The 14,936-nt window shown below is 46.6% G+C and carries 14 protein-coding genes; 9 read left to right on the top strand and 5 right to left on the bottom strand.

Going from position 1 to position 14,936, the window contains the following annotated elements; translation table 11 throughout:
- Positions 1-858: 858 nt before the first annotated feature.
- Entirely contained in the window at positions 859-3,510 is a 2,652-nt protein-coding gene (locus tag V512_RS11050; RefSeq protein ID WP_165775395.1) for a PAS domain S-box protein, read from the top strand.
- Positions 3,511-4,089: 579 nt separating this feature from the next.
- Here V512_RS11050 and V512_RS11045 read toward each other — a convergent pair.
- A complete protein-coding gene (locus tag V512_RS11045) occupies positions 4,090-4,758 on the bottom strand; it encodes an N-acetyltransferase (RefSeq protein ID WP_243392393.1) in 669 nt (222 codons plus the stop codon).
- The gene (locus tag V512_RS11040) at positions 4,743-5,510 is read right to left on the bottom strand and encodes a nucleoside phosphorylase (protein ID WP_099830512.1); all 768 of its coding nucleotides are present in this window, start codon (positions 5,508-5,510) and stop codon (positions 4,743-4,745) included. Before V512_RS11040 ends, V512_RS11045 begins: the two co-directional genes overlap by 16 nt.
- A gap of 117 nt (positions 5,511-5,627) precedes the next feature.
- Here V512_RS11040 and V512_RS11035 point away from each other — a divergent pair, with 117 nt between their 5' ends.
- The 8 genes from V512_RS11035 to V512_RS11000 all read left to right on the top strand — a co-directional run bounded on the left by V512_RS11035 (position 5,628) and on the right by V512_RS11000 (position 12,753).
- Entirely contained in the window at positions 5,628-6,449 is an 822-nt protein-coding gene (locus V512_RS11035) for a hypothetical protein (RefSeq protein WP_099830511.1), read from the top strand.
- A gap of 215 nt (positions 6,450-6,664) precedes the next feature.
- Positions 6,665-7,471: an IclR family transcriptional regulator gene (locus tag V512_RS11030; protein WP_133117344.1), complete on the top strand. Its 807-nt coding sequence runs from the start codon at positions 6,665-6,667 to the stop codon at positions 7,469-7,471.
- Positions 7,472-7,746: 275 nt separating this feature from the next.
- On the top strand, positions 7,747-8,532 hold the full coding sequence (locus V512_RS11025; RefSeq protein ID WP_099830509.1) for an ABC transporter substrate-binding protein: 786 nt from the start codon (positions 7,747-7,749) through the stop codon (positions 8,530-8,532).
- Positions 8,533-8,608: 76 nt separating this feature from the next.
- Positions 8,609-9,340, top strand: coding sequence for an amino acid ABC transporter ATP-binding protein (locus tag V512_RS11020; protein WP_146739751.1), 732 nt, complete (start codon positions 8,609-8,611; stop codon positions 9,338-9,340).
- Positions 9,341-9,348: 8 nt separating this feature from the next.
- On the top strand, positions 9,349-10,041 hold the full coding sequence (locus V512_RS11015; protein ID WP_099830508.1) for an amino acid ABC transporter permease: 693 nt from the start codon (positions 9,349-9,351) through the stop codon (positions 10,039-10,041).
- Entirely contained in the window at positions 10,041-10,685 is a 645-nt protein-coding gene (locus V512_RS11010; RefSeq protein WP_099830507.1) for an amino acid ABC transporter permease, read from the top strand. The genes V512_RS11015 and V512_RS11010 overlap by 1 nt, the downstream gene beginning before the upstream one ends.
- Positions 10,682-11,848 (top strand): pyridoxal phosphate-dependent aminotransferase, encoded by a 1,167-nt coding sequence (locus V512_RS11005; protein ID WP_099830506.1) that lies wholly within the window; start codon positions 10,682-10,684, stop codon positions 11,846-11,848. Before V512_RS11010 ends, V512_RS11005 begins: the two co-directional genes overlap by 4 nt.
- Positions 11,845-12,753 carry a dihydrodipicolinate synthase family protein gene (locus V512_RS11000; protein WP_165775394.1) on the top strand — a complete coding sequence of 303 codons (909 nt, stop codon included), beginning with the start codon at positions 11,845-11,847 and terminating at the stop codon, positions 12,751-12,753. Before V512_RS11005 ends, V512_RS11000 begins: the two co-directional genes overlap by 4 nt.
- Before the next feature lie 53 nt (positions 12,754-12,806).
- Here the strand turns inward: V512_RS11000 and V512_RS10995 are convergent, their stop codons facing one another.
- The 3 genes from V512_RS10995 to pdxS are packed head-to-tail and all read right to left on the bottom strand — an operon-like array spanning position 12,807 to position 14,935.
- Positions 12,807-13,463 (bottom strand): class II glutamine amidotransferase, encoded by a 657-nt coding sequence (locus V512_RS10995; RefSeq protein ID WP_243392392.1) that lies wholly within the window; start codon positions 13,461-13,463, stop codon positions 12,807-12,809.
- A gap of 11 nt (positions 13,464-13,474) precedes the next feature.
- A complete protein-coding gene (gene pdxT, locus V512_RS10990; RefSeq protein WP_099830504.1) occupies positions 13,475-14,053 on the bottom strand; it encodes a pyridoxal 5'-phosphate synthase glutaminase subunit PdxT in 579 nt (192 codons plus the stop codon).
- Positions 14,054-14,056: 3 nt separating this feature from the next.
- Positions 14,057-14,935: a pyridoxal 5'-phosphate synthase lyase subunit PdxS gene (pdxS, locus tag V512_RS10985; protein WP_099830503.1), complete on the bottom strand. Its 879-nt coding sequence runs from the start codon at positions 14,933-14,935 to the stop codon at positions 14,057-14,059.
- Between the last annotated feature and the right edge of the window lies 1 nt (position 14,936).

Here is a 14,936-nt window from a genome sequence, read left to right as displayed (position 1 = left end):
TTTCTCCCACTGAACATTCTTGCCTTAGCTGGACGTGCACACCCTCCGCCACTTTGTGGCCTTCCTCCCTCAAGGGAGGACCTAAGATCATCATCCAAAGAGCTTGATAGGTCTTGAAGCTCTGCTCGGAGAACCGATAACGGACAACCATTTTCTTATTCAACTTGAATCTTGGAACTTGGAGCTGATGATCAAGAACCTGGACACGGAGTGTCAACGATGAACCGTTCTTCTGCTCTTGATATTAAATCCCCGCTTGAGCGGGGGGGACCGCTTGCGGTGGGGAGTGTGCTCTTTGAAGCGCGTTTCAAACTGTACTCCTTTTGGATTATTCGTATCACATAGGGGTATCTGTATCTATATAAAAGAATACGATTACCCAGTCTTCACTTCATTTATCGAAGCGAAGATCTCGTCGAGACTTTTTCTTGGTTTCTCTCTTATCGAAATGATCTAGGAAATTAAGTGTGGGAGATGTTCATTTGATGCTTACATTGAAGGCATTCAAACTCTTACTCAATAATGTGTGGAAAAAGCCCGTCCTTTCGTCACTAAAAGTCACACTTATCTAAGGAAACAAGTTTATAATAGATATGTAACTATATTTTGAGTACGATTATTATTAAATTAACATAGATAACATTTATGTAAAGCACACTTCTTTTCAGAAATCGTTTGATAACAGTGTATGCGAAGCTCAATGACTGCAGTTAGGATTTTTGGAATTATGGTAATCGTGGCGGCGCGCTTGGCAGTGATTCATTCCTTTGCTTTCAGCTTTGTTTTCTCGAGGATGAATCCGTTAACGGCTTGCCATTCTGTACACACCGGGGAGCGACAGGTGTCGCCGGAGGTTCTATGAGGCAATTTCCCGATCTTGTTAATTATATAGTGGACATGGTATTCGTTTCCGACATGGAAGCCAGTATAGTCTATGTAAACGATGCCGTTACAAACAATAACGGTTTCTCGAGAGAGGAGCTGCTCGGTAAGTCCTTGTCGACCATTGAAACAAAGATTACAGAAGCATCGTTCAGAGAATTCTGGTCGAAAGCCGCCGTCGGTACTTCTAGAACGATCAATGGCCAGCACTACTACAGAGACTGTGGTTCTGTTCCAGTCGAGATACATTCTGTCTTGATTGAAGACGGCGGCGAAAGACTGGTCGTAAGCACTGTAAGAGATATAACACAGCGAAAGCGAGATGAAAAGCTTCTTGAAGAGAAGAATCTTCAGCTTCAGGCTCTCGCTAATGCTCCAACCGAATCGCTGTTTCAGATAGATCCTTCAGGAAAGGTTATAACTGCCAATCAGACCCTCTCCAAGAGGCTTGGTACTGATCTGGAGACGCTGATCGGCAAGAATCTGTATGATTTCATCCCGCAAGAACTCGCCGAAGTAAGAAAGATCCATATCGAAGAGGTTCTGAAAACAGGAAACCAGAAGACAATGGAAGACCGTCGAGATGGAATTGTACTTAAAACAACCATATACCCGGTATTCGGAAGGAACGGGCAGGTCGAAAGTCTTGTTCTCTTTTCAGAAGATATAACTGCAAGAAAGAATGCTGAAGATAGATTGAAGGATAGCGAGAGAAGAGCAAGTAAAAAACTCGAGGTGATTCTCGATCCCGAAGGCGAAATTGAGAATATGGAACTCGATTATCTACTGGATGTCGAGACTATCCAGTCTATCATGAACGACTTCTTCAAACTGACCAATATTGGAGTAGCGATCGTCGATACTCACGGAAATGTCCTCGTCGAGACCGGTTGGCAGGAAATATGCACAAAGTATCACCGTGTGAATCCTGGGACTCTCAAGAACTGTCTTTACAGTGATATAGAGCTTTCGAAGGGCATAGAGCCGGGAGCGTTCAAGCTCTACAAATGTGCCAACAATATGTGGGATATGAGTACCCCAATAATCGTGGGCAATACCCATATGGGGAATCTATTTTTGGGACAGTTCTTCATGGAAGATGAGAGCGTGGATTACGATGTCTTCAGGGAACAGGCGAGAAGATACGGTTTTAACGAAAAAGAGTATATTGAGGCTCTGGACAAAGTGCCCAGGTGGAATCGCGATACAGTCATGACAGCAATGACCTTCTACTCAAAGTTTGCACAAAGGCTCTCGAGACTGAGTTTTTCGAATATGAAGCTAGCCAAGGCTCTCTCCGAAAGAGACGGATTTCTTCAAATGATTGAAGAAAAGGAGAGCAGGTTCAGAAGATATGTTGAGAATGCCCCGGACGGAATATTCGTCGCAGATGAAAGAGGCAATTATACAGATGTTAACGAAGCGTCCTGTCTAATCACCGGCTATTCAAGAGAAGAGCTGCTGAAAATGAACTTCAAACAGTTGGCGGCTCCCGAGAGTCTTCTGGAGGCCGAAAACCATTTCAGGAGGACTGTCGAAGCCGGCGTGGCAGAAGGCATTACTGCCTTCGTTAAGAAGACAGGCGAGAAGAGATACTGGAATGTCAGAGCCGTAAGGCTCGACGATTCGAGCTTCATCGGGTTCACCAGAGACGTAACCGATCTCGTCATAAGCCAGGAGGCCCTGAAGAAATCCGAAGAAGAGAAATCACTCATACTTAACACAACTAAGGAAATAATAGTCTATTACGACACCGATCTTAACATAATCTGGGCGAACAGAGCTATGGCAGAGCTTTTTGGAACAAGCATAGAAAAGCTTGTCGGCATGAGCTGTGTCGATGTTTGGCAGCGTGGCAAGAAGTCCGATAACTGCATCCTGAGAAAGGTTCTTGACACGGGCTCTCAGGAAGTTGGAGAAATAATTACCAAGTTCGCCACAGCATTGTACATAAGGGCTTATCCGGTTAGGGATGCAGACGGGAAGATTACCGGCGTTGTTGAAATCTGCGAAGACATAACAGAAAGAAATCGACTATCTAGCAGCCTAGAATCAGCTTTCGAAGCTCTTGTTCGTGCCGCTTCGGACATTGTTAGCGCCAAGGATCCTTACACGGCCGGCCATCAGAAAAATGTGAGCGATCTGGCCGTGGCGATAGGAAAGAAAATGGGTCTAGATCATGAGACTTGCAACTGTCTTAAGGTTGCCGGTCTACTTCACGATATAGGGAAGATCTCAGTTCCTACGGAAATTCTGTCTAAACCAGGAAAGCTGAGCGATATTGAGTTCAGACTAGTAAGGGAACATTCGAAGAATGGCTATAATATACTCAAGGATATAGATCTTCCCTGGCCCATTGCCGATATAGTGTTACAGCATCACGAAAGACTCGATGGATCTGGTTATCCAGGAAGTTTGAAAGACGATCAAATAAGGCTCGAATCAAAAATAATAGCCGTTGCCGATGTCGTTGAGGCTATAACTTCCCACAGACCCTACAGGGCGGCCCTGGGAATTGAATTCGCCCTTAATGAGATAAAGGAAAATTCAGGCAGACTGTACGATCCGTTAGTGGTAAAAGTCTGTGTGGATCTGATCGAAGAAGGCTATACTTTCGAAAATTCCTAGGAAGTCTTTTTCTGCGCCATTTGGGTTTTGCTTATGCTTCCAGCCTGCTTCTATACTATCTGCTCTTCTATTTATCTAGAAGTGAAAGAACAGCAAGAACAGCACTTCCACCCTATCTGTTCTATTTATCTCCAATATCCTTGCTGGGTAACTGTGCTGTTTGGGGCTCCTGTTCAGAGTCATTTCGGACCTGATCCGGGATCCAGGGGTCTTGAGCCTCCCGCTGAAAGCGTCATCATTTCCTGCTGCTCTTATTCTCTCTTAACAGCGTACAGCGTTTTCTGCCCAAGCGGATTCTTTGCCCGCGAAGCAGAACTTGCCTTTGCGAAGCAAAGACTGGCTTCTGAATCCTCCCGCTGAAAGCGGCATCACTTCCCCGGATGTTTCTCCGGGCATCACTTCCTCGCGCCAGCGAGCCTCACTTCCCGACGTAGTCGGCCTCGCCTCCTGCCGAGGGCAGCCTTGCGTCCACTGATGCTCCTCAGTGCATTGCGTCGGCCGATGTTCTTCGACGCCTTGCTTACCAGAGCTTCTCTGGGCAGTGGCTCTTCCCAGCGTTCAGCCGATCCCTGTTGCTCTTCACGAAATTGGTCTGACCATACTCCACGATCTGAGTTCGCGCGAGATTTCGATTTCCTTCGCAACGTAGAACCCAAAGGATTCATAGAAACCTAAGTTTGAAGGATTCTGCGTTTCAAGATAACAGGGAAGACCTTTTGAGTCTGCTTCATGCGCAAGAAGGCTAAGAAGTTGTTTGCCGATACCTTTCCCCTGAGAAGCTGGCGAAACAGCAATGAAAATCAGGTGAAGGTGATGTTCCTTTATGCATTTCTTGTGAGCCCTCGAAATCGCCCTACCGACCTTCATAAGGCGATTTAGTGATCTTCCAGGAAATGTCAGCATCTTCAAGGCTCCGCTCCTTATCCAGACGCCAAGGCCCGGATCTTCTTTAGAGTCAATCCAGAGAATTATTCCGTTCATCTCGGATGAATCAAAGTACGCGGATCCTTTCTTCAGATAAGTCTTGAACATTACTCCATAGATCCTATTTACGTACTTTCTTACTTTCTCACTTAATACGTATTTGATCATCGGGTCATTAGCAAATGCTTCGGCAAGTAGTTCTATTGCCTTTCCGTGTTTTTTCGAGGAAACCTTAATCGGTTCGACCATACCATCACCCACTCTCAACTTTCCACTCTGTGAAGCGAAGGAATATACTACCGACGGAGTTATAATCTCAGGCAACACTCTAGAGCTGCCCAGAATACACGCTCTTTGTGATTCGAAGCCTCGGGATGAAATCGTATGTCCCACTCTTCTCCGCTCACATCGTCTCCGGACGAAAGGAGCTGGCCAAAGGCCACATTTCTGAACTTAGAGACGGCCATGAGGGCCGAAGCCTCCATCTCGACTGTTATGCACCCTTCGTCAATTCTTCTGCTGACTATCCGCTTAGTCTCCCTGTAGAAGGCATCGGTTGTCCAGGTCTTTCCCTTTACATAAGGTATAGACAGCCTTCTCAATGTAGATTCGATCATCTCGATCACACTCTTATCGACTGAAATCTCTCTTGAGGGCTCCACGTAATGGAATGAGGTCCCCTCATCCCTGACTGCCGATTCCACTACGATGATCTCTCCTCTCGGAATTTCTCTCTTCAACACTCCGCAGGAACCGCAGGCTACTGTCTTTCTTACTCCCAGGGTGATCAGCTCTTCATAGAAGCCCGCAGCGGATGGTGCTCCAAGTCCTGGATTCAACAGGGCAACTCTTTCTCCTTTGTGTTCGATCTCGTAGACGGGGAACAATCCTACCTCACTTCTCCTGTCAACGATCTTCTTCAGAAGACCCTTCTTCAAGAGACTCTCTATCACGCCCTGATAGAAGAGAATCACAGCTCTTTCGAGCATCTCAGGTATCGAGGAGATGACCTTCGTCGGTTCTATGACGGCCGGTCTTTCATAATCATGTTCCAGAATAGGTAAACGCTTCTCCATATACGCCCCCTCTGCGACTATTCTAGCAGCGAAGAAGAGATCGACAGTCGCCGAATGACCTGACACTTTTGTAACCGGAAGCTTTATAATTGTAATCAGTATAAACGAGGTGAAATCGTGAAGACTAGGTCCGCACTGATAGTGGTTCTTCTTATCGCAGTTATTTCATCGGCAGGATTACTGAACAACCCCGAGAACAGGTTCAAACTCGAGCTTGATTACGAGATCGGCTTCACGGGAGTGATCTTCCACACCATTCAGTTCGGTCAGACTGGAACAGTTCTGAACTATGTGAAGGACTGCGGGCAGGACGTTCTATTTCCGTATCAAAGGTACACCGCCGGACTGAGTATCGGCAAACACACGGTTCACTTTCTGTACCAGCCGCTCACCGTTCAGTCCAAGGTTCAGCTTAAGAACAACCTCGTTGTTGACGGTGTCACCTTTCCTGCAGGAAGCGGTGTTCTTCTGAATTACGGTTTTCCCTCCTACAGAGTGAGTTACACCTATGACGTGTTGAGGAAGGGCAACAGCTATCTGGCTCTCGGTCTGTCTCTTCAGTTGAGAAATGCCGACATCTACTTCGAATCACTGAACGGACCTCAGTTAATCGCGAACAAGAACGTCGGTCCAGTACCGATTATCAAAATTAAAGGCGAACTTTGGCTAGGCGAAAAGGCTTACTTCGCAACAGATATCGACGGGTTCTACGCATCCAGCAGGTTCATTAACGGGGCGGATTTCGACTTCGAAGGATTGGTCCTTGACGCTTCATTGAGGGTAGGGCTGCTTCTCACAGATTATCTCGAGACCCATTTCAACATCCGTTTCATAGGAGGAACTGCGAAAGGCACCTCCGAAAACGCGAGCAGCCCCGACGGTTTCACAGACAACAAGCTGGCTACCATAAACTTCAGCATAGGCTTTCAGCTGAAATGACACTGTCTTCATGATTTCCTTGACGGCCACGCTGCGGCCGTCAAGTGATTCCTCGGCCGATTCTTGCTAAAGTGTGGCCCTCCAATAATGGATAGTCGAGTTTTGCCAGGATGCATATCACTTTCCGTTTCTGTCTATCGCTACCCTGCCGTGAAAGTCATCGCGGCCGCGAAGCCTATTAATTCCTTTGCTCCCCGGAGATCGAAGATTTGCTATTGAAAGCATTTTCTGATATTCTATTATCAACATCATTGATCGGAGTCAACACTATGGAACACTTCAAAGCATTCAGAAAAGTGGACGAGATATTCGAGCTGTTCTTTGAGCAAAGCAAATGGAGGCTTACCGACATAGTGGCCAAGCTAGGTTATCCCAAAGCAACTGTGCATCATATTTTGTCTGCAATGACTGAACTTGACTACCTTACAAAAGACAAGAGCTTCTACATGCTCGGAAACAGGATCCTTCAACTGAGTGGTCTCATGCGGAGGAACCTCGAATTCAGAGAAGTGGCTTTGCCGTACCTTGAGGAACTAAGGAACGAAATAAATGAGACGATTCATCTCACATCTCTGTTCAGAGATCAAGTAATTTATCTCGAATGTCTGCACCCAACGCACGCTCTGCGCCCCCATTCGACCGTAGGAGTTACTGCATCTATGTATTGTACAGGCGTGGGGAAGGCCCTGCTCGCATTTCAGCCGGATTCTTACATAGACGGATATCTCGAGAGAGTGACTCTTGCGAGAAGAACGAAGAACACCATAACAGATAAGGAACAGCTCAGAAAGGAAATACAATGGATAAGAGAGCACGGATATGCGTACGACAGAATAGAACAGGAAGAAAGCATAAAGTGCATTGCCGCACCCATACTGGACAATCACGGAGTCGCGAAGTATGCCGTCAGTATTGCCGGGCCTTCTAATAGAATGACCGACGAAGCAATTGAAAGATATAAGGAACCCTTTTTGAAGACAATAGAAAAGCTGAACAAGCTGTTTATCGATTTCGAGACGTGAAGACTCGAAGAAGTTTGATTCTGCATTACTTCTAGGAATAACTCCCTTCTTTCAAGATCACCCCGCAGGAGAGAGATTGCTTCTGTTTAACAGTCATAATCAACCCAGATACTTCCCAGACGTTCATAAATGGTTTTGGAGATAACTCAACCGATTTGGTAAATTTAGATGTAGTTACCACATTGTTGAATGTTGTTCCATATTATTGAACTATTCAAACCATTTCCAATGCGTACTTTTTTAAGACGCAATCCATTCGTGAAAGGGGAATTGAGATGAAAAAACTGTTTGTTTTGATCGTTGTAGCCTGTATGTTTGTTTCGTTTGGTCTTGCAGCTACAACACTGGAAAACGTAGTTAAGAGCGGAAAGTTAACCGTTGCAACTGATATGACTGCAGTACCGATGCAGTACAGGGACGCATCAGGGAAGCCGACTGGGTTTACCGTTGAGTTGATGGAACTTGCTGCAAGAGAAATGGGTGTTGAACTGGTCTGGCAAGACGTGGCATGGGAAAGTCTTATTCCGTCATTGCTCTCAGGAAAAGTAGATATGATAGCAGCAAACATGTCCATGACTCTAACAAGGATGAAGTCGATAAGATTCTCCGATCCTTTCTTCCTGACAGGAATTGTCGCGATTGCTAGAAAAGACTCTCCTCTGGAGAGCTGGAGAGATCTGGCCGATCCTTCAGTCAAAATGGGTGCGACAATGGGTTCTGTTCACGCAGACTTCATTGAAGATGAATGGGGCAAAAAGGCGTCTCTATACGACAATCTTGCCGAATGGATGACTGATATCAAGTTGGGTAGAATCGACTCGGTTATGGACGACGAAATGATCTGTATTGAGTTAGTTAACAAGAACCCAGATCTGAAGATCCTTGATGGGTATGTGAGACCCGACACTTATGGACTCGCTTTCAGGCAGGACAAGGATTCCGACTCACTGGTTGAATGGTTCAACTGGTTCCTCAAGTGGGAGAAGCTGACTGGCGAGTACGGAAAGATCTACGAGAAGTACGTAGGCAAAGCCTGGGAACCTTCTTTCATTATTGACTAAGCCTGGAGAGTAGTTAATTCAAGACGAGATGGGGGCTAGCCCCCATTTCATTTTAGGAGTCGAAAGGGGAATTCTAATGGAACCAATTGTTCGAATCCGGGGTCTCAACAAATCCTTCGGAAAACTGCACGTTCTAAAAGACATCGAGCTAGATGTATTCGAAAGCGATGTACTGGTTCTTTGTGGACCGAGCGGTGCTGGGAAGAGCACCCTTCTTCGCTGCATAAACATGCTTGAAAACTTTCATGAGGGATCGATCGAAGTTCTCGGAAAAGACATTAAGCAGGCGAGAGCCAATTTGAGTTTTGTTAGAAAGAACACTGGAATGGTTTTTCAGCATTTCAACCTATTCCCTCACATTTCAGTAGTAGACAATGTTGCCCTGGCACCCATACTCGTAAAGAAGGTGCCCAAGGATGAAGCTCTTGAAAAAGCCAGGAAACTACTTGATCAAGTCGGATTATCTGCTAAGTACGATGCCTTTCCTCCTCAGCTTTCAGGAGGGCAAAAGCAGAGAGTTGCGATAGCGCGAGCTTTGGCAATGGATCCTAAACTAATGCTTTTTGATGAACCAACGTCAGCACTGGATCCAGAGATGATCAAGGAAGTACTGGATGTCATGACTAACCTGGCACGCGGAGGAATGACGATGATCATTGTCAGCCATGAGATGGGTTTTGCGCGTCAGGTTGCCAACAAAATCGGTTTCCTGGATGACGGGAAGATAGTCGAGCTCACCCCTAAGGATGAGTTCTTCAACAATCCCAGGAGTGACAGAACCAAGGAATTCCTGAGTAAGATACTTTAGGTGATATCATGCTTGACATGAGAATGATCTCACAGTATCTCCCTGACTTTTTTGAGGCCTTATTGGAAACATTAAAGGTAGCGGCCCTGAGCGGTGTCTTTTCACTTCTAATAGGAACAGTGGTAGGAATACTATCAACAATGAAATCGAAGTTCGCCATTATTCCCGTAGGAATATACACTGGATTCATCAGGTCGACGCCTCTGCTTGTGCAGTTGTACTTCGTCCACTATGGCCTTCCAATTACCGGTCTGATGTTAACTTCCTTTCAGAGCGCCATAGTTGCGTTTTCTCTGAACAGCGGCGCCTATATATCTGAGATAGTACGTGGCGGTCTCAACTCAATTGACAGAGGACAGACAGAAGCCTCAAAGGCTCTCGGTTTGTCGTGGTTCCAGACGATGCGAAAGGTAATCTTGCCGCAAGTTTTTAGAAGTATTCTGCCACCACTGATCAGCCAATTCTCGTATTTGATAAAAGACACAAGTCTTGCGGCAGTTCTTGTTATCCCCGAGCTTACTTATACTGCTCGAAAGATTGCCGCGAGAACCTATATGCCATTCGAATCATTCGGTGTACCGATGCTTATGTACTTTGGAATATATCTGATTCTTGCTCTTTTAAGCGGTATTATAAGCAGAAATCAGAAGTCGGGACAATCGGATGCGAAGCGATGGTTCGGTTTTAAGAAGGTGGTATGATGCAAGACATATCTTTATTGCAGCAAATATTCAGACTCGGAGTTGCCTTCCTCAATAACCTGGCTTTCCTTCCATTCGTTCTGGGTATCGGTATAGTGCTGGGAATTGCGATCGCCCTGATTCGCTTCCATCGAATCCCCGTCGCATCGCAACTTCTAGCCATTGTTGTAGAGATAATCAGGGGATCGCCCTTCTTGATAATCGTCTATGCTATCTACTTTGCGCTGCCGTACGTTGGAATTGAATTGGGCGCGTTTCAGACGGGAATAGTCGTTCTTTCAGTTACGGCAACGGCATATCTTTCAGAGGTCTTCAGAAGCGGTCTTATGTCTCTAGATAAAGGGCAGTTTGAAGCGGCCGAAGCTCTTGGAATGAACTACTTTCAAAAACTGATGCATGTAGTTTTGCCTCAGATCATAAAGAGTACCATGCCGTCAATTGTCGGCCAGATAGTAATGACAATAAAGGACACTTCGATTGTCTCACTCGTCGGAATGGTTGAGATCGTAAGAACCTCCAGACAGATAATGCAGTTGACTCTAAGTCCTTTTACGGCATTCAGTATTGTGTCTATGTTCTTCATACTTGTGTGCTATCCGCTAATTGTCGTATCTAAAAAACTAGAGGGAGGGAGTAACAGATGAAGTTTCAGCTCGAGTCTTCAAAGCTTGAGTTTTTCAGGCCCGATGCCTTTGGATTCATAAATGGCCTGAAGAAAGAACCACCAAAGCAGAAAATGATCAACCTTTCAATAGGTGCCCCGAACAGGCCCACCCCGAAATGGATAGTGGAGGTAATGAAGGAGAACCTGTCAAACCCGGCCTACCACACTTACCCGCCGCAGCATGGTGCTCCTGAACTATTGGAAGGTGTTGCAAACTGGTACAAGAAACGCTTCGGAGTAACTGTCAAGCCCGAAGAGAACGTGCTCGTTACGGTGGGAATCAAAGAGGCGATTTTCAATGCGCTTCATGCTTTGGTAAACGCAGGCGATTCGATCCTTGTTCCCGATCCCGGTTATCCAACCTATTTCGAAGCTGTTCTTTTCACCGGCGGGAAGCTTATCACTTACGATGGAGATGTTGATCCTATTGCTACTCTCGGCGAGATCGAGAGTCTTGCCAGGTTGCACAAGCCGAAAATGGTAATCGTCAATTATCCATCCAATCCCACCGGTAGAGTGGCGAGCAAAGAGTATTATGAGAGGCTCTCCGAGCTTTCGTGTAAATACGGTTTTGTTGTGATGAGCGATCTCGCTTACTCGGAAATCGCCTTTGACGGTCTGGAAGTGAACAGTTACTTCGAAGCACAACAGAATCTGGAACTTGGGCTGGAGTACTTCGCCTTCTCAAAGACCTATAACATGGCCGGATGGAGAGTTGGGGCGATAGTGGCCGAGAAACGTCTTCTGGACGCAGTGAAACTTTACAAATCGAAGATCGACTCAAATGTCTTTTACCCTATACAGCTCGCCGCTGCGGCAGCTTTGAAGTCTACCCCCGATTCCTATTATCGTGAGCTCAGAGGAATATATCAGGGCAGGCGGGATGCGATTATTGAAGGTCTAAAGGCGTCGGGATTGACTTTCACCGCTCCACAGGGGGCGATGTATGTATGGGTTTCCACTCCGGAAGGCACTGATCCCTGGAGTTTCACCGAAAAACTATACAGAGAATACGGTATTCTCGTTGTTCCTGGAACCGCTTATGGTGCTAACGGTTCTAGGAAGGTTAGAATGGGCCTGGTACAGGAGCTTGAAGTAATGAAAGAGGCGGCCAGAAGATTGGCAGAAGGGAGATCATGGTGAGAAGATTACTTGAAGGGGTCGGTGTAGCTCCGCTGACTCCGATGAATGATGATGGTTCCTGTGTTGACTACAATGCAATAAAGTCTTATGTAGACTTCCTGGCTGAGAAAGGTGTCGACGGAATGTTTGTGCTCGGCACGACCGGTGAGGGGACGTCCCTCCCATTGGCGGAAAGAAAGAAGACTCTAGAGTCGTTCCTCGAGGCAAACAAAGGGAGAATGACGGTTGTTTCTCATTGTGGAGCTGCAGTGCTTGAAGATATTATCGAACTGCTAAAACACTCAAAGGAATGTGGAGCAGATGCGGCAGCAGTAGTTTCGCCTTTCTTTTTCAACCACAAGCAGGAGGAGCTCTTCAGTTTCTACGACAAGATAGCGGAAGCTGTTAGCGACTTTCCTCTGTACATTTACAACATTCCCTCTCTAACAAAAAACCCGGTGAGTGTCGATGTAATTGCCAGACTCCACGAAAAACATAAGAATATAGTCGGTTTGAAAGACAGCAGCGGCGATTTCGTGAATTCGTTGACCGTGATTCAGGCTCTGCCGTCGACGTTCAGTACGGTCGTTGGATGCGATGCGGCTTTCGTATCCGTTCTAATCGCCGGAGCCAGAGGCTGTGTTTCAGGCCCCGGAGCAGTCTTTCCGGAATTCTTCGTCAAGGTCCGCGATGCAGTGAAAGATGGTGACTTCGACAAGGCATTTGATTATCAGAAGGCTTTGACAAAGCTGACGATGGCAGTGGGAAACGGCGCGAATATTCCATACATGAAACATGTTCTAGAAAGAAGGGGTTTGAAAATGGGAGGAGTCAAGACACCTCTGAAAAACCTCACAGATGCGGAAATAGAATTACTTGACAATAATCTTGTTGCCGTTATGCATGAGATAGGCATTGATTTCTAGCTCTCTCAACAAAAGAAGCGCCTGGAGATCCTCCAGGCGCCTTAAATCATTTATCACAATATGACAGATTCGCCGTTCTTTATCTCTATGGAGCTCCCCTGCAAAGCTCCGAATTTTTCTATGGGTTCGCTTGCCACTATTCTTACTCCATCCCTCTCATAGAGGAACAGGGCGTGTTCCGTGTCATCTCTCTCGGAATTCTGTCTTATGGCCCATACGTTCTCATAGTCAGTAAGAAAAGCGTTAATGGATGTGTACTTATAGTTGGCAGCCACGAAGCCCGATGTGATTTCTAGAGCTGTCTTCGGCTCATACCGCTCAAGATTACCGACGAGTATTTCGAAGTATCTCTGGGTATCTGTAGTTCCTTCGTCACTTGCAAAATCATAAATCGTACCGTTGTGACAGAAGGCGTAATTCCTTCCCCTAACGGTTGAATAGAAGGGATGTACATGCTCTAGATTGACTGTGTATCCCTTCGATGCCTTTCTCGAGTGGATTATGCCCACTCTGCAAATCGGCAACTTCACATCACTCTCAAAGATCGCGCCCGAGCTATTGAATGTCTCTCTTCCTTCGCCGCGCACGGCATAACCCCAGCCGTCTCTGTGAGGACTTGAGATTCCCTTCTCGGAGATGCTGCTTAGAAGGGCGAATATCCAGCTTGTGTCGATATCTTCAACTGCTTTGAAGGCCAGCATTCTGCACATTTTTCATTCCTCTATTTGACTGACTCTGCTATCTCGAGAAAATACTTGTGAATTCTCAGATCATCTGTCAGTTCGGGATGAAAGGAAGCGGCTATCACTCTGTTCTGCCTAACAAGTACAGGCGAGCCATCGTAGCTTGCAAGAACTGCCACTTCTCTTCCTGTTGATTCAATCTTCGGAGCCCTTATGAATACAGCTCTAAACGGTTCCGCACCGATCTCATCTATCTGGATATCGGCCTCGAAACTGTTGATCTGTCTTCCGTATCCATTCCTTTTCACACTAATATCCAGAGCGCTTAAAGAGTCCTGATTAGAGACGTTTTCGATAGCCTTCGAGAGGAGAATCATGCCCGCGCAAGTAGCGAAGGCAGGCATTCCGCTCTTCAACCTCTCCTTAAGAAGCTCCCACATCTCAAATCTCTTCAGGAGTCTGATCATCGTGGTAGATTCGCCACCAGGCATAACCAGTGCTTTGACGGAAGATAGCTCCTTTGAATCCTTCACCCAAATAGCTTCCGCCCCCGCACTATTCAGAGCCAAAAGATGTTCCTGAATTGCACCCTGAATTCCGAGAACTCCTATTTTCAACTCTTACCAGCCTCTTTCTTCCATCCGGACTTCGAGAGTCCCGATCTCGAGACCGTCCATGGCATCCCCAACGTCTTCAGAGATTTCGGCTAGCTTTTCGGGGTTATCATAGTGCAGAACTGCTTCCACTATTGCCTTAGCCATTCTTGCAGGGTCTTTGGATTTGAAGACTCCCGAGCCGACAAAGACTCCATCACAGCCGAGCATCATCATGAGCGCAGCGTCAGCCGGCGTGGCTACTCCTCCTGCGGCGAAATTGACGACGGGAAGCCTTCCCAGTTCTCTTACCTGACTGAGGATTTCGACAGGCGCACCGATCTCCTTTCCGTAGTGGACGAGCTCGGCATCATTCATCATCTGAACCTTTCTGACTTCTTCATTGACCGTTCTCATGTGCTTGACGGCTTCGATGATATTACCGGTACCGGCCTCTCCTTTTGTACGAATCATCGCGGCTCCCTCTGCGATTCTCCTAACCGCCTCGCCGAGATTTCTGGCTCCACAGACGAAGGGAACGGTGAATATCCGCTTGTCTATGTGATATCTGTCATCAGCCGGTGTAAGGACTTCAGATTCATCTATGAAGTCAACTCCGATGGCTTCAAGGATCTTCGCTTCGGCGATATGGCCGATCCTTGCCTTAGCCATGACTGGAATCGTAACGGAATCCATTATCTCTTTGATAAGGCCAATTTTGGCCATCCGGGCTACTCCGCCTTCTTTTCTTATATCTGCCGGTACTCTCTCAAGAGCCATTACTGCCGTGGCGCCGGCATCCTGAGCTATCTTTGCCTGCTCGGGATTCGTGACGTCCATGATTACGCCGTTCTTGAACATTTCAGCGAACCCTTTTTTCACTGTCCAGGTTCCCTTTGCTTCCATT

This window comes from Mesotoga sp. Brook.08.105.5.1 (assembly GCF_002752635.1).
In the GTDB taxonomy this organism is placed as follows: domain Bacteria; phylum Thermotogota; class Thermotogae; order Petrotogales; family Kosmotogaceae; genus Mesotoga.
Note: the sequence above shows the minus strand (reverse complement) of the source record. Positions and strands in the feature narration are given on the sequence as shown.